We start from the raw sequence: 18,874 nt of genomic DNA on the forward strand, positions 1-18,874 counted from the left end.
CTGCGCCTGTCGCCTGGCCACTGCGCCCTGCTAGCGGGGAGCCGAAAGAAAGCGCCGGCGTCCGAGGGGCCAGCAATGGCCCCTCGTCATTTGCCTAGTCCTGGGCATTCTGTAGCGGCGGAGCATCCAAGCGGCTTGCTTCCTTCTCGTCCACGCCGAACGCCCGCTCGATTACGCGGATCAGCTCATTGATCTCGGGGTTGGACATCTGGCCGGCTTCGCCGCATCGCCCATCGTCTTCGAAGACCCAAAGCACGTCCATGGCCGAAGCGTCGAGCTCGGTCAGGAGTGGCTGGTCCTCGCCGGACCAGGCCACTAGCGCGTACTCCCCGATGCCGGGGGGGCGGGGAATGGCGATCGTGGTCGGGAACTCGGTTTCTTCACCCAGGGGAACGACGGCGGCAGAGACGAGGCTACTCAGTGCCTGTCGGGACATGAATCCAGCCAGATCGTCCGTCGTTCGTACGTTCTGAACGGTCATCCAGCCAAGTTTCAGATGTCCGTCGACGGGTGGTTCGGCGATCTGGACCTCAACCATGGCACGCCGTGAAGACATGGAGTTTCGAGTGATGGAAACCGCTGGTTGCCTCGTTGGAGCCGGACGAGGCTTGCGACTGAGTCTTACCGTCGCGCCGCCGCTTGGAGGCACGTCAATAGACCTCCGAAGCAGGTCGCGAAGCACCAAGAGAACATCATCACTGCCAAACGTGGTGCTGTGCTTCTGACCAAGCGGAGCAAACTGAACGTCGTGCAGTTGCTGACCACTCCAGGACGGTACGGTGCCATCGCCGGACTTTGATTTGAATGGATCAACGATGTCGCCAGGAACAATAGCTTGGCTTATCCCCCATATCGTCGAGTAAGACGTGCCGCAGAAATTGAACTTTCGAGTGGCTGGGTTGGGCTTGCCTTTCTTCAGAGCCAACTGAAATGCCAATGCGGAAGCAAGATTCTCAGCACCCAAGGCGGGGCCCTGAGGATCGAGGGCCTGGTATCCCGTGATGGGGTTCAGCGGTGCCTGAAGCTGCCACATCGAGTCGGTGTGGAGATGGGGGAATAGCTGATACGCAGAGGGGAATCGCTTGTCGGCCATCAATGCCTGACAGTCGCTCGCTTGGATGCCTTGAACGCCCTCTATTCCGAAAGCATTGAAAAGCGCTTCGGGAGCACCGCGGAACGGAGTTCCGAATGTAACCAGAAGTCGCACGCGGTCGCGCCAGGGAACCTCATTGCCGGCCTCCCCCAAACACTCAAGCGCATAGGTGCAGATCAAGCCGCCCATGCTGTGCGCAAGGAGCACCACCTCGCTGTCCGGGTGTTTGTTTAGCTGGACCCGTATGGAATCGGCGAGCAACGCCGCACTCTCCGGCACGCCCTTCACCCAGTTGTAGGGCCAGGGGACTACCAAGCCGTGTTTGCCAGGAGTCGTCTCGTTGTAACCCCAAGAGCGCAGTGGCTTTAGCAACTGGCTGTAGAAGTTAAAAACAAGTACGTCGCGGATGAGATCACCCACGACTACCTTGGGGTCGAGCAAGCGATCTGGATTGCGCAAGCTCCGTCCCGGCGACGGAGGCCAGATCTTCTCTTCGCGAAGATAGAGTTCCGAGCCCATAATTCCGGGAACGACGAATACGATCTCCATGGCGCGTCCTTGGAATGGTTTCAGTGGAGGTAACGCTGGGATTCAGGCAGGGCGGCCAGCCCTTTTCCCTGCGGAGCGATCTATTTCATGTGGCGGGAGTGGTGCCGGATGAGCTCTACGATTTGGGTGCGGTGCTCAGAAGCGAGGCGCACCTGACGGGCTCGGCCGACCGTTTCCGCGCAGACCCAGCCGGCGTCTTGCAGTTGAGTGACGTACAGGGACATCAGGGAGATGCTGGTGCCGGTCAGGCTGGACAGATCGCCCACCGTCAGAGCGGTGAACTGAGCGACGTACATCAGGATCTGGCCTCGAACCGGATTGGAGAACCCGTTCACCAGATCTGAGGCCAGAAGCGATTCGTGGCGAATGGCCAGGACCAGTTCGGGCGACAGCATGGCCGCTCGAACTGGGGCACTCAGCCCAGGCCGGTGGGACTTACCCCTGTTGGCCATCAACGGGCAGGTACCGGCGACGTTAGGCCGCGGGTCCGCCGTCCGAGAAGCCCGTGCTCACGTGGCTGCCATCGCAGTACGGCTTGGTCTTGCTCGCGCCGCAGCGGCAAAGTACCGCCTTCTCGACGCGGGCCAGGTTGCGACCCGTCCCCGACACGATCTCCAGCGGACCCTGCACCAGGAGCGGCCCGTTGCGGGTAGGCGTGATACCCAGTGGCGCCCGGTGCATCGGTGCTTCCGGGGCCGCAGGCGGGGCCGGCTCCCCCGTGGCCTGGAACCCGGCCTCGTGGTGGCTGCCATCGCAATAGGGCTTGGTTTTGGACGCTCCGCACCGGCACAGCGTTGCCCGGGTGGCGTCCACCTGCCCGGCAATCTCCACGGTGCCCGTGAACGCGTAGGGACCATTCTCCCGAATCCGCAGGACGTTCTTGAGCGGCGGCTGTTCCTCCAGGCCGTCATCCCGGCGGTGATAGGACAGCGCCCCCGAGGGACAGCTCCGGATCAATGCCGCTAATTCCTCGGCGTTCGCTGCGTCAGGGTGAATCCACGGACCGTCCGCGTTGGCAATAAACGCTTTGGGGTGGCCCAAGATGCAGTTGCGCGAATGGATGCAGCGCTTGCCGTCGAAGTAGACGACCAGGTCCTTGCCAACGTATTCCTGCAGGTCCGAACTCATGGAGTCTCTCCAGTGGGTTAGTGCTGGCCGCCCATGGCGTTGGCATAGCTCATGCCTACGCCGAAGGTGCCGCCGTGCTGAGTGCAGATGGCCGCAGTCTTGGCCACAGTGGACGTACGGGACCAATCGCGCTGCATCTCGAGCAGGTACTGCATCGAGGTCAGCGGAATGACGCCGGCTTGGGCCATGCGCGTGATCGAACGCTCGTGCGCCTCGCTGGAGATGTCGCCGGAAGCATCGGTGATCACATAGACCTCGTAGCCCTGATCCCGAGCCGACAGCGCCGGCCAAGCGACGCACACCGAGGTCCAGAGACCTGCCATCACGATCTTCTTGAGACCGTGGTGGTTCACCGCATCGATGATCCGGGTGTCTTCCCAGGCGTTCATCGTCGTGCGGTCGATGATCGGCGCGCCCTCGAAGACATCGGTGATCTCGGTCATGAGCGGACCGGCGAAGGTTTTGGCGCCTGCGCTGGTCAGGATGGTCGGCGTTTTGAACGCCTCGGCAGCCTTGCACACCAAGGAGAGGTTATTGCGTAGCTCTATGCCATCAATCGTGCGCGTGGAGAGCGCCATCTGGGCCTGATGGTCAATCAGAATCAGAGCGTGGTTGTGGGAGGAGATAAGGGACTGGGCGGGCGTGGCGGCGGCAGACTTCATGGACGGGTCCTTAGTGAGTAAAAAGGGGTATCAGCGGCGGGTGGCCGGGGCCTGAAGCCCCGCGGTCGTGAGAATCAAGCCCACGATCCAGAAGGCGGGACCCATGAGCCCCTCTTGCCAGGGCATGTAGCCAGGTAGGAGGACGAAGAGCAGGAATCCGAGGTCGGTTACCGAGATCAGGACGGCATTGATCCAGTAGCCGCTAAGCGAGGAACGCCAGTTCATCGTCACAGCCACGGCCATCGCGGCGGCGGCCATACAACCCAAGTTCCAGCCCGCCTGCTCAAGGCGGCCCTGGACCATGTCGGCTGGCACGGTGGCGGCCAGCGTGAAGACACGCCAGCCGGCCACCAGATGCAGCGCTCCCCAAATCAGATAGCTCAGCGCACCCAGGCGCATGAGAAGGGTTGATCGTCGCATTGTCTTGTCCCCTTTTCGGTTCCCGACGGCTGCGCTCCGGGCGTAGAAAACTGACGCGCCAGAAGGCCGGCACGTGAAGGCTATAGCGGTCAGAAAGTGACGTCGCCCCGCTCGGCCGTGAGCTGGACCGATGGTAGGCTGACCACAGGAAGCGCCTCGGAACTCTCGGGGCAATTGACTGTTCGCTGGGGAAGAACAATGCAAGATCGCTTTGAGCAGATGCGTACCTTTGTGGCGATAGCTCAGACCAAGCGGCTAGGCGCCGCGGCGGATCGTCTCGGACTGGTGCGCTCGGCCGTGAGTCGCCGTCTGCAGGAGATCGAAGAGCGCTTGGGTGTGCAACTGGTGACACGCAACACCCGCAACCTGTCCCTCACCGACGCCGGCCAGGAGTACTACAGCCGCGCCCTGGCCATCCTGGAGGATGTGGATGCGGCTGAGGCCAATTTGTCCAAAGTGGGCAGTGATGCCACTGGCAGGCTGCGTATCAGCGCCCCGGTGTCCTGGAGCGTGATGCATCTGGCGCCGCTGGCCGCGGAGTTCAGCGAGCGCTTTCCGGGACTCGAGCTCGACATCAACCTCAATGATCGGGTTGTCGACGTCGTCGAGGAGGGATTTGATGTCGCCCTGCGCATCAGCCGGCTCAAGGACTCAACGCTGGTGGCCCGCGAAATCGCGCCGATCCGGCACGTGGTCTGTGCGTCCCCCGCGTACTTCCGCCGGCGGGGTAAGCCCAAGCGCCCCGACGACCTACGCATCCACCGGGGCCTGAACTACGCCAACGTCGATGATCGGCTGTGCTGGCAGTTCCAAGACCCTGGAACCCAAGAGCTTTTCTCAGTCGATGTCCCGGTTCTAGCGCGGGTGAACAACGGGGATGCCCTGCGTGAAATGGCGATGGCCGGCGCCGGTGTGGCAATCCTACCCACCTTCATCGTCTGCCATGCGGTGGAAGCGGGGCATCTGCAGACCGTGTTGACCGAATTCATCCGCCCGCCTCTGCATCTGTACGCCATTTACCCCTCGCGGCGGCACCTCTCGGCCAAGGTGCGGGTCTTCGTTGATTTCTTGCTGGAGAAGTACGGTGACTACCCGGTTTGGGACCGCATTGCGGGACTGCAGCCCAACCTGCCGTCAAAATCCCAGCCGGCCAAGATCGTGAAGAAGGCGAAGTCACGATGACGTCGGGCAAGCGCATACACGTGGCACTGGTGGACCCGGGCCTCACCGAAGCCGATGTTGACGTGGCCCGGGCAAACGCCATGACCAACTTCAACCGGATGGCCGAGGAGGTGCCGCTGGCGATTCAGCAGCTCGAGGCCGGCCTGGAGAACCACATCCGGCAGGAGAAGGGCAGCGCGCTGCGCAAGCTGCGCCGGTTGTACAAGGAGATGGAGCCGGTCATGGCGGCGCTGGCGCCGTACCTGGCCTGCCGGCCCGGCTGTTCGGGCTGCTGCCACTACCCCATCGGCGTGATGCCGATCGAGGCAGACCTAATTGCCAGCCGGACCGGCAAGCGATTGCTGACCGGCGGCCCCGGCGCCCGCACCGGCACCTTGGTCCGGCAAGAGGACACGCCTTGCCCTTTCTTGGTCGACAATCAGTGCAGCATCTACGACGACCGGCCGATGGCGTGCCGCAAGCATGTCGCCCTGACCAACACAGCCTATTGGTGCCAGCCGGAACGGGCCAACGACCACGCGTTCCCGATGGCGGGGCTCTCGACGCTCACGGCTGCGTTCGAGTACGTGATCGCTCTGGACGGCCGGGGGATGCCGAGGGATATCCGGGACTACTTTGGTCATGCGCCAAGCACCCCGTAAGTCAGTGATCGCCCGATCTGAGCTTATTCCGGGCCAGCCTCGGCCGAAGCGTTCGTCCATTCGGCGCTCGACCGATCGCGACCTGGCCGTGATTCGGGCATGGCTTGAGGACGAAGACGCTAGGGAGCTCCCTGGCAATTTCCTCTGCAACATCGAGGTGATCGAGGAGTGTCATCGGGAGGGCGAACTGCTGGTTTACTGTGATGGAGCGACGGGGGAGGCGGTCGCATTCCAACTGGGCGGCTTGATTCGCCCCGGGATCCTTGCGGTTCGCCACGAGTTCCGCCGGAAAGGCATCGGCCGCAAGTTGGCCGAGCGCTGTATCGCGCTGGCGCGCAAGCGCAACCAGCCACTGCTCTACATTACCTGCAAACCCAGCAGCTCCGTTCCTTTCTGGAACGCCATGGGGTTCGTGATGGCGTCGACCCCAGGCCGATCCTCCGATGGCGCCTATCGGGTGCTTGAGACAGAGCTTGCGTTACCGTCGGTCGGCAGGCCTGCCGCTGTGGAAGTCTCGTTCTATCCGGAGGCGAAGAAATGGCATCCCGACACTCCTCCCTACTGCACATACCGGCCTTTGGCCTGCCAGGCCGATGATGGAGTCGTACATTTGGAGCGCCGCCTATCGTTCCACAACGCTAGCGTCATCGAGTGTGGAGACGTGGTCGTGGAGGTAGTGGTCGATGGCGAGCGCCTGCACCTGGATAAAGCCAAGTACGACGAGTCCAAAAACCTGGGTGTAGTGCGTTGCACAAACGGCTACTACATCGATCAGATCAAAGTGGCTATGAGTGGAGTGAATGCCTGAGAAAGGCAAGCAAACTGGACTCTGTGTGACCGGCCGTTCCGCTGGACGATGGTAGCAACGCCGCACTCGGACACGAACTGTCCAAAAATCTCAGATCAATCAGGCGACCCCATGTTCTCACCGCAACGCACTAGTGCGCACGCGACATGAGTGCTGTTTACGATGTCCCGAAGCAATGTCAGTCTCTCGCACAACCGCTCGGGCCGCAGACGCCACCCGTCTTACGTGCTCGCAGCGGGCTTTGCTGATGCGAATGGGGCCCGGGGAACAAAGTTCGCGCTGACCTCCACGGAGCCCTGAAGCACGCCATCTACGTCGTTAATGGCGACACTCGCAAAGTCGGCGCCGTCTTTGTCGTAGAACCCGCCGGCGGCCAATTGGTGACCGTCGTAGCTGACACTTCGCATGTTGAGGTCGCGGTATTTGGACCGATAGCCCATGACCACCACAAGACCCTGTGGCCGCGCAACTCGACCGGCCGCGTCAACGAACTCGATAGCTCCACCCAGCGTAAACCCAACCTCAATCCAGGGATCTGGATTGGCTTCGTTGTCCATGAGTTGCTTGAACGCTAGCTTCGAGATTTCGGCGTTTTTGAACGTCTGGCCCGCAAACTGCACCAAAGGAACCCGCTCGTCCCCTTGCATGGTGTGAACGTTGGTATCAAACACGAACGCCTCGTCGACGTCGCCGGCCATAACTTCGAACGAAACCTTTTTTAGAAAGTAAGTCCGACCGTAAATAGAAAGGCTTTCAAGCCGCTTGAAGGTCTTTAGCCAGTTCTCGCTCGTCGCGTCGCCAACCGTCAGGAGCTTAATGCCATTCTTGTCCGCATATCTTTTAGCGGGCGCCGTGAAGCCGCGATCAGTGACAACCACCGTTTGCGTAATGCCGAGTTTCCGATGCTTCTCCCGAAAGGCTTCGATCGGACGAATCTCCAGCGGCTTGGACACCGCCGTGCATTCAATTCCGATCCTGAAAGGCAAGCCGCTGGCAGTACCTTCGATCAGGATGTCTACCTCTCGATTGGTCTCCGCTTCGGCATCGAAGATCATGGCCGACTCCGTGATCTTTGCATCAGAGGAGCTCAGACGCCGATTGATCACTTTCACCAGCTTCTGGAAGTAGTTCGTGCGCGCCGGCATGACGTACCCGCTTGTAGTTGTGCGAACAACTACTTTAGCGCAGTCGTCCGTGAGCGAGCTCAACCATCGCCGTGCGCGGGGCTGTAGCCCATCCAGATCGATTCCTGGCGGTGGCTTTGCGTGGACGAAGTAGCCGACGTGCCCCTCAGCTGGACTGAAGTGAGCAGTTCAATCGTGCGCCAGGAAGAACTGACAATTGCCCCGCGGTGACCATTCTCCACCGGCGTGTCTGATTTCCTTGCGCCTCCCATTGCGAGGATTTCCATCATGTTTACCCTCTACTACGCGCCCGGTGCCTGCTCCCTCTCCGTCCATATCGTCATGGAGTGGCTCAAGGAACCGTACAACGCCATCAAGGTTGATCCGTCCTCTGACGAGTTCCGTAAACTCAACCCAGCTGGGCAGGTGCCCACTTTCATCACGCCCGAGAAAGTGACCCTAACCCAATGCGCGGCGATCCTGCGCTACCTCTCCCGTCGCTTTCCCGCGGCCAAGCTCGCTGATGACAGCTCGCCCGAATCCTCGGCCGAAACCGAGCGCTGGTCGGCTTTTCTCACCGGGGACCTCCACCCGGCCTTCTTCCCGGTCTTCATGCCAGGCCGCTACACCGTGGCGACAGACGACGAGAGCCTCAAGAATGTGAAGGCAGCGGGACTGGACCTAGTGCGCAAGAAGCTTGCGATCCTGGACGCCGTGCTCCAGGACCGGCCGTTCTACACGGGCCGCGAACGGAGCTATGTGGACGCGTACTCGGTGCCGATGGTCCGCTGGGCAACCAAGGTCCTGCCGGAAGGGCTCAAGGGGTACCCGAACGTTAAGAACCACCACGAGCACATGCTGGCCGATCCGGCGGTGGTGCGGGCCATGACAGCCGAAGGCTTGCTGGGTAGCTGACGAGTCATAGAGAAAACGGCGCGTCGCAAGGGGATGCGACGCGCCGTCGGTACAACGTCGTTGAGAGAGCCTGGATCAGGTCTTCATTCCGCGCGACGCGAACTGCTTGAGCGCGATTTCGGTCGACCACGGGCCGCCCTGGGCGCTGCCGATCGACACCATGCCCGCGGTAGTCTCGCCCCGCGACCAATCACGCTGCAGCTCGCACAGCACGCCAATCCAGCACACCGGCTGGGCGCCGGCCTGGACGATGCGCTGGATGCCGGAGTTGTGGGCTTCCACCGAGGTGCCGCCGACAGCGTCCACAGGAGCAAACACTTCGTAGCCCGCCCGCAAGGCGTCCAGGGCCGGGAAGGCCAGGCAGACCTCGGTCCAGAGAGCACCCATGATCAATTTCTTGCGGCCGGTTGCCTTCACGGCGGCCACGAAGTCGGCATCTTCCCAGGCATTGATGCTGGTGCGGTCGATCCAGGTAGCGCCGCTCATGGCGTCCTTGAGCGCCGGCACGGTGTCGGGGTTGAGGCCATCCTTCACGCCCACGGTCGAAAGGATCATTGGGATGCCGTAGTTCTTCGCAGTCTGGGCGAGCGCGACGGCGTTGCGGATGCACTGGGCAGCGTCCATCGAGCGCAAGGTGTTGACCTGGGGCGGCTGGTAGTCGATCAGGACCAGGACGCTGTTCTCGGGGGTAAGCAGCGGATCGGTGATGGGGTCGCGGCGGGCTTGGCTGGTCATGAGGACGCTCCGGAAAAGTGAAGGAACCTCCGCGTGCTGCGCGAGCGCGGCACCGAAGGCGTCCGACATTAACCGCGCCAAGATTCAGCGCCGCCGCCCTTTGGGAACGACACTATTGCCCAAAGAAGAACAGTCACCCGCGTAGCATCCGGCGGCATCAGCTCACCGTGAAACGGGGGCGTCACAAAAGGCGCGGCGCACATGACGGAGTCCAATGCGAGGACCGTGGAGCGGGTTGTCACGGCGCATCGTCAGACAGAAGGCGGGGGCTTCATCGTGCGGCGTCCGTTCCCCGCTGGCGAGATCGACAGCGTGGATCCGTTCCTGTTGCTTGATGAAATGGGGCCAATCACCTACGGCGCCGGCGAAGCTTTGGGCGCTCCGGATCATCCGCATCGGGGCTTCGTCACCGTCACCTACATGCTCGAAGGTGAGTTCGAGCACGCCGACTCGGCCGGCCACCGCGGCCGCATTGGGCCCGGGGACGTGCAGTGGATGACCGCCGGACGGGGCATCGTGCATTCGGAGATGCCCTCCCGTCGCATCCAGGAGCACGGCGGTCGCGTGCATGGGTTCCAGATCTGGGTGAACCTGCCGGCCAAAGACAAGATGATTCAGCCTCGCTATCAAGAGATTCGCTCGGAAGCATTGCCGATCCTGGCGCTGGATGAGGGGCGGGCTCAGGCCAAGCTGATCGCCGGCGGCTTGTTGGGGACCTCGTCGCGCATCGACACCCAGACGCCCATTGTTTACCACGACTGGACCCTGCATCCCGGCGGTTCGGTGGAAGTGCCGTACCCCGAAGATCTGAATCTCCTGCTGTACGTCTTCCAGGGTGCCTTGGCGGTGGGCACAGAACAGCGGGTGGTCGGAGATGGCCAGATGGCGATCCTGTCCCCTGGCAGTTGCGTCGTGCTCAGGAACCAGGGCCCCGGATCGGTTCGGTTCCTTCTACTTGGCGGCGAGCCCCTGGAGGAGCCAGTGGCGCGCTACGGGCCGTTCGTCATGAACACTCAAGCCGAGATCCGACAGGCAGTCGCCGACTTCCAGTCGGGGCGCCTGGCCCAGATCACCCGAGACGCACGAACTGACTAGGGGCTGCCGCGGAGACTGGCCGGACAGGTGCTCGCTGGAGACGGTGCGGGGGATTGGTCTACGCTTGGAAACCTTTCGACCACGGTGAGTGCGGCAATGATCGACATCATCCTTGCGCTCAAGACGGTGCTCGACAAAAGCGCAAAAGATGACCTCAATGCTTGGTTGGGCCCTCTTCCCAAGAATGCCGCATGGCATGTGATCTCGGACTACGTGTTCGGGGACCCCAATAAGAACGACGTCGCGTCGTTCGTCTTGCTGCTTCATCACGACAAGCTGGACGTGATCCGAGGCTATATCGACAACATTGCGCCGTCCGACATCAAGAGTGTCCGAAGCCCCTCAGAGGGCATGATCAAATACCTCAATTCGCCGGTCGCCTTCAGCTTCAGCTTCGTCCTCCAGGGCGAGCCCGGTTTCTTGAAGGGCTTTGCCACATCGGCGGACATGCTCGCCCAACTCGACGAGTTCGGTCACATGCTCGATTCGTTCGAGACCAACACGCCTCAGCCCAACGAGTACTTTGCCTTGGCGCGTAGTCGCGTCCGCCAGTTTGTTCAAGAACTTCGGCAAAAAGGCAATCAGAAGTTGGCTCGGAAAGTGTTCTTGCTGGCGGCCTATGCTGTAGCAGTGTTCGAGTATTTGGACCTGGGAGTCGCTCCTCAGGCGGTCTCATGGGTCTCCGACCGAGACGCAATGCTCGATCGCCATGACGGTGTCGTTTGCGATATCGCAACGCTCATGTTCTGGGTCATGAAGTCAGGCCGCGTTGATCCCGTAGAAGGCGAGCAAATGCGCGTAATCGATAGGCCGACGTTCATCCACGTTCAGCCCGAGAAAACGGGTCCGAATCACATGGATCCGCTGATTCGCATGGCCGACTACGTGGCGGGAACCGTCGCCGACATGAGCATGAAGGGATTCGAGTTCTCGCACCAGAAGTTCCGGGAGATCGCGCAGGCGTGCTTCGTGGAGTCAAAAAACCACGTTATCGTAACTATCGCCCACGCTGGAGATCGATTCACTGTCAGGCGCGTGGGTTTCAAGGAGACCTAGGTCCAAAGAAGGGGGAGTATGAAAAGGACTGTCGCCAGGGATAGCAAGCTCACGCTGACGGCGCGCATCGATGGACTGCCTCGTGTGCCTTTTAGGAAGCCGGTGAGCTGGGCGCAAGCGCGATTGGACGTGTCTGAGTCACTCGAGGGCCAACTCACGCTATGGAAGGACGGTCTGGGGTCGCGGGCGGAGGTGTCAGACGCGATCGCGGAACTGACCCAGAGTGCTGAACGATTCGCTCTGGCGATGTCATGGCGGTTCGCGACGCCCGTCAAAGCCATCGTTATCTGGATTGACACTCCCGAGTTTGAGCTGCCCGGTACCGTAAGCGTCCGATCAGGAATCGCTTTCGGCGATCAAGCTGTCGCAATTGACGGACCACCGCCACCCGCGCCGGTTCAGTTTCCTCAGGTTCCACTGGAAGCGCGACGCCTGATCCTCACCATGGCAGAAGCCAGCCTGTTTGATGGCTTCGTGGAGGAGAGGCTGCGCCGCCACTTCCTGGTGATTGAGGAGCTATGGGAGGACTTCAAAGATCAGTTCGGACCGGAAGACCATGAGTGGCACGAGAAACTAACAAAAGTAAGGAACTTTGTTTCTCATCCCAGGTGCAGGAGTGCTTTTGGCCTGGTGTCACCCGACTTGCCAAGCGCGGTCCTGCCTGGGCTCGTCAAGGCGGTTCAGTTCGAGCGCACCATCGAACATCGAAACTTCATTGCCAAATTCGAGACACAGTCCCAAAGAATCGCTGTCCAGCTGATAAAGAGGAAATTTCCTCAGATCCCCTGAAGGTCCACGGCGTTACCGAGGCCAGTTACTAGCCGGCTCGATTCCGGTGGCGTCGTCAGGCTTCTACCTGTGTGCGGCGGGGGATTAGCTTCTTCATCTGAGGAGGCCGTTCGTTGGTCAGCGTTTGCACACGCAGCTTGACGCCCTGAATGTTGAACAGCTCATGCCCCTCTTCCACGAAGTGCCGTATCAGGAGTTTTTCTGCCGCACGTATCGCGGAGTCAGATTTTTGGCCGGGCTTCAGCTTCACCTCGCCATAGCAGAGCATCCTTGCCCCATTTGCGGCCGACTTTATGCTGTTCATCAGCTTGAGGTTGTTGAGCTGACCCTTCAGGCGCGATCGCAGATTGAGCGCTTTACCCACGTAGAAGACTTCGAAACCGGAGCCATACTTCCGATAGAAGATATAGATACCCGGGGTGCGCGGAATTGCCTCCAAATCGGGGGCGTACGGGTAGCTACGAAGTTGCTGCGGCTTGAGCCAGCACAGATGCGGGTTGATCATTTTGTATTGACCTCGTAGTTCGTCAGTTGCCGGTAGCTCCACTAGCCCCGCCGTTCTTAAGGCGCGAGCGGTGGCATTAGCCAGGCTTCATTGCCGGCCCGATTGAACGGCAATACAACGTTCGACGCCGAGTTCCTCGGGAGCCTTTGACACTTCGGCTATACGTCTTAGGAGCTCCGGTGAACTGGAAAACCACTCTGCCCCTTTGGTGCCCGCCTTGAACCTTCCCAAGTGCTCAAACTCAAGGTGCAGCTCTCGCTCCCTGATCTCCGCATCCCGTGTTGGGAAGTCCGAACCGCTGAAATGAATCAGGCCAAGGACATGTATTGGCTCGTGGTTCGATGTTTGTATCTGGGAAAGACGGCGGCGAACGGCTGAGGCAAGCGTAAGCCGCTCTGTGATGGCGAGCATGCCTATTTTCACCGCTACAATCGGATCGCCCACGCCCAGGAAATAAACGACTCCAGGGCAAGCCCACCATTTTCGGGTGGATTCGGCCGCCGCCAGCGCTTGCTTTGGTGGAAGCATCAGATGTCTCTTGTCAGCTCACGCGTCTAAATACGCAGTCAGTTCCGGCCTGCCCGAATTCCATCGGCTAGGCGGCCTAGCCCCCACACAAGGGGTCAGCTGAGCTTAGATGGGCTCCGCCAGTAGAACAATCCGAGTAGGGCGTAGGGAGTGCCGGGTCGGCGCCTAGGCATAGCCGGTTGGGCCTACATTCGTCGTTTGGTGAGTGCACTCAGATCGTTGGGCAGAGGAGCTTTTTGCTAGGAATCGCTGGGCGCGACTGATTGACCGCGAACGGGCCAACTGCGCAGTGTCGTGGTGCGTGGCCCGGCATGCTCGGAACTCAGTCTCGCTGCACTTTCCTCGATGCCCTGATCGGTTGATGTCCGTCTCTGCTGCTGGCGCAGATGATCCGTCCAGCTTTCGACGATGAAGGATTCGCGGAAGCGCTCAGGGTCTTCGTCGTACTGCCACAAGAACCAGGAAAGCGCTCCGGTTCGACGACGACTATGCGCGAGATCCCGCATGGCGTCGGCGAAGGCGGCTTGATTCTCGGGAAGCACGCGGTAGTCGATGCAGACCAACACGGCGCCCGCATCGGGGCGTGCCGTTGCCGTGAGGGAAGGGTCTGCGGATGCGGCGGGCCCCAGATCCACCGTGCCGGCGTCGACCACTGGCATCACGCGCGTTAGTCCCAGACTCATCAGCAACCCCACTCCCGCGATCGCCACGGCTTCGGGGGCGGAGAGCCATTCGGCCACCGCGCCCCAGACGATCCCACCCAGGGCCATCGCGCCCATGAGGGCGACGACGAACATGGCTAGGACGCGGGCTCGGACCCACTGGGCGGCCAACCCCTGGGCCGACACGTTGAGCACCGTGAGGACGCAGATCCAGCCCACGCCGAACAGCGGTAGCAACGCCATGGCGATGGCGGACTGGTCTGTTGCAGCTACCCCGATCATGGTTGCCCCACAGGCGCACGTAGACCAGACAACGAGGCCGGACGCGCCAAGCCAGCTTTTGAGGCGGGTGAGCTGGAGAGCACCCGCGATCGACCCGGCGCCCGGCACGCCGAGCAGGGTGCCGTAGCCGCCAGGACCAAGGCCCCAGCGTTCGTCTGCCAGAACGGGCAACAAGGCCCACGGGGCGCTGGCGAAGGTGAAGAACAGACCAGTTCGCCAGAAGATCGCCTTGAGGTGCGGCGCCGCCGCCAAGTAGCGCGCACTTGCCCGCAGGGCTGCGAAGAAGTGCTCGGGCGGAAGAGACTGCGGTCGCTCTACCCGGCGCCAGCGCAGCAGGGCGAAGACTACGGCCACGGTACTCAGCGCGTTCAGGACGAACACGCCTTCCGGGCCTGTCGCGGCCGCCATCAGCCCGCCCAGGGCCGGTCCGATCGTTCGGGCGATGTTGACCCCCAAACTGTTGAGCGACACAGCCGGAGCCAACAGGGGGCCGGCCGCGAGCTCCGGGACGATCGCCTGGAAGGCCGGGGCACTCAGCGCTGCGCCAAGCCCAAGGGCGAACGTCAGATAGATCAAGGCATGGGCGTCGACCAAGGAGAAGTAAACGCCGGCGGCCAGGACGATGCCGACGATGATCATCCACATGTTGGCCAGAATAAGCAGCCGGCGACGGTCCACCAGGTCGGCCAGCACACCAGCGGGTAGGCCAAGTAGAAAGATGGGAAGGGAGCTGGCGGTCTGCAGCAATGCGACGAGCGTCGGCCCGGCCTGGAGCTCGACAAGCATCCAGGCCGCTCCCACGCCTTGCATTGCCGTCCCAAGGTTGGAAACGACGGTGGCGATCCAGAGCGAGCGAAAAACAGGGTGCTTGAGCGGAGCCCAAAGCGAAACGGATTCGGTCGCAGGGGCGGACGTTGGGGGCATCGAGGGAATTCCAGTCGGACCGGCGACGGTGGGCCGCGGCTGCTGGATGCTAGGCCGGGGTGCGATGGGTCGCCGGTCTCTGCCGGGCAAAAGAGATTTCTCCAGAGCTGCCAATCGTCTCACCGGCTCGTCGGCCTAGACTCAACTACGAAGCTCGAACGCCCTATCGAAGGACGGACATGGATCAGGCAGAAGCGAAAGAGCTGGTGAGTTGCCTCGCCCAAGCGGTGCGGGACCTTCAAGCGGCCTTACTGGACGAACGATTTGCCGACGCCGGCGATGCTGGAGAAGCCTCTGCCGCCTCGGAGGCAGGTCGAAGCCAGAGGCTCTGCATGACGAGGTTCCGCTGGATGAATCCGCTCACGCAGGCGGTGGCTGCCCTGGACGGCCTTGATAGCCCAAGCGTGGCGCCGCAGATCGAGCAGGCGCGCTGGGTAGTGAACGCCATCCTCGCAGAGCCCGGGCAGGGTGGCAGCGCCTTCGCGGACCGTCTTAAGCGCTACGCCAGCGAATCCATCACCGTCGCTCATTGCTTGGCGGCCGTGCGAGAGTCACTGGCAAGGCTGCCCATGAACGATTCCGACGCGCTCCCTGTAGACCTTCACCAGCAGCACCAAGACGCCATGCGCCACGCCCATAAGCGGCCCAGGTAGAGGGGTAGCCATTTGGGGACGGACCTTGACGGCTTAGATCACGCCGGACGTTCCCGGCGGATGGCCGCGAAGGGCCTGAGCCCATTCCCGTCGATAGATGGGTTCTGGAGAAAGATGTGCCAGCCAAGGTGGGAGGTCTGCCGTCGGATCGATTCGCGTCAGGTCGACGATGCAGTCAGGGTTGGGGTGCTTGAGTTGAACCTCGGTGACAGCTGCCCGACACACTCGCTCCGCGATCAATGTAGGCATGGCGACAGCAACGACCAACCGGGAAACGTCCATCCGTTGGCTTGAGCGCATCTCAACCAAATAGGCGCGCTCCACGCTGGGGTGTGCGGCAAAGATCCCCTGAAGTGTCTCGATCAGCCAGTGAGGCGGGTTCGCCGGAAGTGCTGTGGCGATGGCAGTGTCATCGGGAATATGCTCCGAAAATATAACCGCGGCCGACCCCGTGGAGAGCAGCTCGGAAATCTCCTCTGGGTACAGCATGCACCACCGGTCATTGGGGTTTATGGCCAAGGTGGCACCGCGCGTTGCCTCCAGCAGCTGACGGCCCAAGACGGACACGACGCGTGCATGGCCTTTGCTCGCGAACTCGGCTTTGCCGCGATCTGTGAAAACCGGAAGTGCCGTGATGCCGTCGGGCGTTACGAACTGGAGAAACCGGAGGGTGCGATTTGGTGAATCATTCTTTGGCGTGTGGGCGTACAGCATCGCATCCAGTAAGGCGCGGAGGAATGCGGGTTCCTTGGTGCTGTCGAGCAGCGATTCTGCAAGAAGGCGGTCCACCACTTTCTGGCTGATGGCCATCTCGAATTCCTCCGTCCCGCGCTGACTGAGCTAGCAAATGCCCAGCTAGTTTGCCTGCATGGCGAGCATGAAAGGGAGAGGTATCATCAAAAAAAATGGTGGGGAGAATCCCGCGAATCCAGTGCCGATTCTTGCTGCCTTCTCACTGACTTCTGTTAAACGCGGGAAGCTGGCGTAGCCCAAATGCGGACCAAATTGACGACTGCGACAGTGCCTTCGTAACAACTGGCCGCCATGCGAGGGTCGGGGTGTCGGTGATGTTGCAGGGCGAGCGCAAGCTTTAGTGCGGCTTTTCCATGGGCCCGGGCTTCTTCGTGACTGCTGCCGGGCATCTGGGCAGAGAAAAAGGACTCGAGCATGGCGCGCGCATCCGTTTTGCTTGGCAAGGGAACGTCTTTCGGCCAATGAGCATCTGGAGTGAAGACGTGTTGTGCGACGGTGATGAGTACTTCGCGGCACAGCAACCCGACAGCTTGGAGCTGCTCCTCGGTGGAGGCTCCGCTCAGGCGTCGCTGAGCTTCATTGATCTGGCGATCGACTTTGGCCCACCCGGTTGGCTCGGGAGGAGCGCCCGAGCGGGGCAAAACTTGGCTCGGGCCGAAAACTGGGCGGCCAGAAACCTGGTCGATCTCGGCGATGGCAACGCCGTCTCGAGACAGATGCCGGTTCATGAGAGCCACGAATCTGCGCGATTCGTCAGAATCGTCCCGAACGATGGGATGAACCATGGCGGTCAGAAACGAGATAAGCGTCTCGTCGGAACAGAATAAGAGGTCGAATCGCGCGTCAGAGAAAATCCAGTCCTCGGGCCAATCTAGAAACGTGATGCGGTGCTGATAGATATCGTCGTACGCGTTTCTGAAACGGTAATCATTTGCCCGCATAGATTTCAGATCATAGATCCGGGCCAGGAAATCCACTTCACTTAGTCTGCCCGACCAGTTCCAGCCGCCCAGAGCGATCTCGTCAAAAAGGGAGCGGCGAGTAACTTCAGTAATTTTATTGGGAGGAATCACGCGTCGCTCCGGGGGATGACTTTCGATGGCGTCGGAAATGGCCAGTCGTGGTCGTTGGATTATGCAGAATGCTGGGGTTCGAATCGACGGTGATGCGAGATGCGGTAGGCTGTACTACGCAGCCAGTAACCAACCCTACATTCAAAACAGCTCGCCGACGAGACAGTAATGGCCGACCTTTCCCCGCTTGAGATACAGATTGTTGATGCGCTCTTTGATTTGAGCTCAGGTTACGTTCTGGACTTTAGCAATAAGACGTTTGCTGAGTTTTTCGAGTATCACCTTCGCTTGAATATTGATGACCCGAGGTACAGCGGCGCCGGCACTTCTAAGGGCAAGCGACTCAGAAACTTTCTGCTAACGCAGCCGAATGATCGGGTGGCGAAAACGCTCAGTGCGCTCTGGGAGTACCGGCTGGCTAACCGACGCTCGGCGTTCGCTGCGCCCCGACCGGACGATGTCGTAGCACTCAATGAGTTGGTGATTAGGCTGGGGGGAAAGCCCATCAAGAGTCCGGCGCGGGCTGCCAAGCCGGCGGCGCCTGCAGAAAGCCAGATTCCGGACAGCGTTTTTGCAGAGCTTGATTCCGCACTACAGGCCTTGCTGCCTCTGTCGCCGCAACCACGTGGGTATGCGTTTGAGAAGTTCCTCACTCAGGCGTTCACGGCGTTCGGCTTGAACCCCAGGGACGGCTTCCGGAATCGGGGTGAGCAGATCGATGGAAGCTTTCAGCTAGATGGTCAGACCTACCTGCTCGAGGCCAAGTGGCATGGCCCCCGCATCGCGGCCGATGAGCTGCACATTTTTTGCGGCAAGATTACTCAGAAAGCCGCCTGGTCCCGAGGTCTGTTCGTGAGTGAGTCGGGATTCACTCAAGAGGGACTAGACGCGTTCGGGAGATCCAAGCCGGTCATCTGCATGGATGGCCTGGACATCTATGAAATGTTGAAGCGAAAGCTGTCGCTTCAGGAAGTTCTGCGGCTGAAAGCCAGACGCGCCGCGGAGTCGGGGGTAGTTTTTGCCCCAGTTCGGGAACTGTTCCCCTAGGCGACAGCGGCTGCGACGCAATGGTTGGAGGTGCCTGTGTCGTTACAGCCCGTCGATTAGCGTGCGCGTCGGGGTGTGGCCTTCCTCGTACTGCTTGGTGCGCTCCATCAGCCACGACCATTGCTCGGCTGTGAAGTCCGGTATGCCGCAGTCAAACGGCTTCGTACCGTTGATTTCGGCGTAGGACGGCGCGTCTTTCTTCGGCCCCTCCGGCTTTCCAATGGCCATGTCGTCGAGCCTCTCCAGTTCA

22 protein-coding genes are annotated in these 18,874 nt (G+C 61.0%); 9 read left to right on the forward strand and 13 right to left on the reverse strand.

Features of this window, described 5'->3' with window-relative positions:
- Positions 1-94: 94 nt before the first annotated feature.
- From VFQ84_RS07475 to VFQ84_RS07495, 5 genes are all read right to left on the reverse strand, one after another.
- Positions 95-1,642 carry a lipase family alpha/beta hydrolase gene (locus VFQ84_RS07475; RefSeq protein ID WP_325130790.1) on the reverse strand — a complete coding sequence of 516 codons (1,548 nt, stop codon included), beginning with the start codon at positions 1,640-1,642 and terminating at the stop codon, positions 95-97.
- A gap of 80 nt (positions 1,643-1,722) precedes the next feature.
- On the reverse strand, positions 1,723-2,037 hold the full coding sequence (locus VFQ84_RS07480) for a helix-turn-helix transcriptional regulator (RefSeq protein ID WP_325130792.1): 315 nt from the start codon (positions 2,035-2,037) through the stop codon (positions 1,723-1,725).
- Between the two features lie 79 nt (positions 2,038-2,116).
- Positions 2,117-2,770: a CDGSH iron-sulfur domain-containing protein gene (locus VFQ84_RS07485; RefSeq protein WP_325130794.1), complete on the reverse strand. Its 654-nt coding sequence runs from the start codon at positions 2,768-2,770 to the stop codon at positions 2,117-2,119.
- A 17-nt stretch (positions 2,771-2,787) separates the two neighbouring features.
- On the reverse strand, positions 2,788-3,432 hold the full coding sequence (locus VFQ84_RS07490) for a hydrolase (RefSeq protein ID WP_325130795.1): 645 nt from the start codon (positions 3,430-3,432) through the stop codon (positions 2,788-2,790).
- Positions 3,433-3,462: 30 nt separating this feature from the next.
- Positions 3,463-3,852 (reverse strand): hypothetical protein, encoded by a 390-nt coding sequence (locus tag VFQ84_RS07495; RefSeq protein ID WP_325130797.1) that lies wholly within the window; start codon positions 3,850-3,852, stop codon positions 3,463-3,465.
- A gap of 198 nt (positions 3,853-4,050) precedes the next feature.
- Between VFQ84_RS07495 and VFQ84_RS07500 the strand changes: the two genes are divergently transcribed.
- The 3 genes from VFQ84_RS07500 to VFQ84_RS07510 are packed head-to-tail and all read left to right on the forward strand — an operon-like array spanning position 4,051 to position 6,483.
- Positions 4,051-5,034 (forward strand): LysR family transcriptional regulator, encoded by a 984-nt coding sequence (locus tag VFQ84_RS07500; protein WP_325130799.1) that lies wholly within the window; start codon positions 4,051-4,053, stop codon positions 5,032-5,034.
- Positions 5,031-5,675 (forward strand): YkgJ family cysteine cluster protein, encoded by a 645-nt coding sequence (locus VFQ84_RS07505; RefSeq protein ID WP_325130801.1) that lies wholly within the window; start codon positions 5,031-5,033, stop codon positions 5,673-5,675. The genes VFQ84_RS07500 and VFQ84_RS07505 overlap by 4 nt, the downstream gene beginning before the upstream one ends.
- On the forward strand, positions 5,656-6,483 hold the full coding sequence (locus VFQ84_RS07510) for a GNAT family N-acetyltransferase (RefSeq protein WP_325130803.1): 828 nt from the start codon (positions 5,656-5,658) through the stop codon (positions 6,481-6,483). Before VFQ84_RS07505 ends, VFQ84_RS07510 begins: the two co-directional genes overlap by 20 nt.
- Before the next feature lie 221 nt (positions 6,484-6,704).
- Here the strand turns inward: VFQ84_RS07510 and VFQ84_RS07515 are convergent, their stop codons facing one another.
- Positions 6,705-7,628: a restriction endonuclease gene (locus tag VFQ84_RS07515; protein ID WP_325130805.1), complete on the reverse strand. Its 924-nt coding sequence runs from the start codon at positions 7,626-7,628 to the stop codon at positions 6,705-6,707.
- Between the two features lie 267 nt (positions 7,629-7,895).
- On the opposite strand from VFQ84_RS07515, the gene VFQ84_RS07520 reads away from it, so the two are divergent.
- Entirely contained in the window at positions 7,896-8,522 is a 627-nt protein-coding gene (locus VFQ84_RS07520; protein ID WP_325130807.1) for a glutathione S-transferase family protein, read from the forward strand.
- Between the two features lie 75 nt (positions 8,523-8,597).
- Here the strand turns inward: VFQ84_RS07520 and VFQ84_RS07525 are convergent, their stop codons facing one another.
- Entirely contained in the window at positions 8,598-9,257 is a 660-nt protein-coding gene (locus tag VFQ84_RS07525; protein ID WP_325130809.1) for a hydrolase, read from the reverse strand.
- A gap of 201 nt (positions 9,258-9,458) precedes the next feature.
- Between VFQ84_RS07525 and VFQ84_RS07530 the strand changes: the two genes are divergently transcribed.
- From VFQ84_RS07530 to VFQ84_RS07540, 3 genes are all read left to right on the forward strand, one after another.
- Positions 9,459-10,352 (forward strand): pirin family protein, encoded by an 894-nt coding sequence (locus VFQ84_RS07530; protein WP_325130811.1) that lies wholly within the window; start codon positions 9,459-9,461, stop codon positions 10,350-10,352.
- Positions 10,353-10,448: 96 nt separating this feature from the next.
- A complete protein-coding gene (locus VFQ84_RS07535) occupies positions 10,449-11,408 on the forward strand; it encodes a hypothetical protein (protein ID WP_325130812.1) in 960 nt (319 codons plus the stop codon).
- 18 nt (positions 11,409-11,426) lie between these two features.
- The gene (locus VFQ84_RS07540) at positions 11,427-12,197 is read left to right on the forward strand and encodes a hypothetical protein (RefSeq protein ID WP_325130814.1); all 771 of its coding nucleotides are present in this window, start codon (positions 11,427-11,429) and stop codon (positions 12,195-12,197) included.
- Between the two features lie 55 nt (positions 12,198-12,252).
- On the opposite strand, the gene VFQ84_RS07545 is transcribed toward VFQ84_RS07540, so the two are convergent.
- The 3 genes from VFQ84_RS07545 to VFQ84_RS07555 form a co-directional block, all read right to left on the reverse strand.
- Positions 12,253-12,702: a hypothetical protein gene (locus VFQ84_RS07545; protein WP_325130816.1), complete on the reverse strand. Its 450-nt coding sequence runs from the start codon at positions 12,700-12,702 to the stop codon at positions 12,253-12,255.
- 87 nt (positions 12,703-12,789) lie between these two features.
- Positions 12,790-13,230: a GIY-YIG nuclease family protein gene (locus tag VFQ84_RS07550; protein ID WP_325130818.1), complete on the reverse strand. Its 441-nt coding sequence runs from the start codon at positions 13,228-13,230 to the stop codon at positions 12,790-12,792.
- A 239-nt stretch (positions 13,231-13,469) separates the two neighbouring features.
- Positions 13,470-15,098: an MFS transporter gene (locus VFQ84_RS07555; protein WP_325130820.1), complete on the reverse strand. Its 1,629-nt coding sequence runs from the start codon at positions 15,096-15,098 to the stop codon at positions 13,470-13,472.
- A gap of 179 nt (positions 15,099-15,277) precedes the next feature.
- On the opposite strand from VFQ84_RS07555, the gene VFQ84_RS07560 reads away from it, so the two are divergent.
- Positions 15,278-15,751: a hypothetical protein gene (locus VFQ84_RS07560; protein WP_325130822.1), complete on the forward strand. Its 474-nt coding sequence runs from the start codon at positions 15,278-15,280 to the stop codon at positions 15,749-15,751.
- A gap of 33 nt (positions 15,752-15,784) precedes the next feature.
- Here VFQ84_RS07560 and VFQ84_RS07565 read toward each other — a convergent pair whose 3' ends face one another.
- Positions 15,785-16,561 (reverse strand): enhanced serine sensitivity protein SseB C-terminal domain-containing protein, encoded by a 777-nt coding sequence (locus tag VFQ84_RS07565; RefSeq protein WP_325130824.1) that lies wholly within the window; start codon positions 16,559-16,561, stop codon positions 15,785-15,787.
- Between the two features lie 155 nt (positions 16,562-16,716).
- Positions 16,717-17,577, reverse strand: a complete 861-nt coding sequence (locus tag VFQ84_RS07570; protein WP_325130829.1) for a hypothetical protein — start codon at positions 17,575-17,577, stop codon at positions 16,717-16,719.
- Positions 17,578-17,745: 168 nt separating this feature from the next.
- Between VFQ84_RS07570 and VFQ84_RS07575 the strand changes: the two genes are divergently transcribed.
- Positions 17,746-18,624, forward strand: a complete 879-nt coding sequence (locus tag VFQ84_RS07575) for a restriction endonuclease (RefSeq protein ID WP_325130831.1) — start codon at positions 17,746-17,748, stop codon at positions 18,622-18,624.
- Between the two features lie 42 nt (positions 18,625-18,666).
- Here VFQ84_RS07575 and VFQ84_RS07580 read toward each other — a convergent pair whose 3' ends face one another.
- Positions 18,667-18,852 carry a hypothetical protein gene (locus VFQ84_RS07580; protein ID WP_325130833.1) on the reverse strand — a complete coding sequence of 62 codons (186 nt, stop codon included), beginning with the start codon at positions 18,850-18,852 and terminating at the stop codon, positions 18,667-18,669.
- Between the last annotated feature and the right edge of the window lie 22 nt (positions 18,853-18,874).

The organism is Arenimonas sp., assembly GCF_035721105.1.
Taxonomy (GTDB): domain Bacteria; phylum Pseudomonadota; class Gammaproteobacteria; order Xanthomonadales; family Xanthomonadaceae; genus Arenimonas.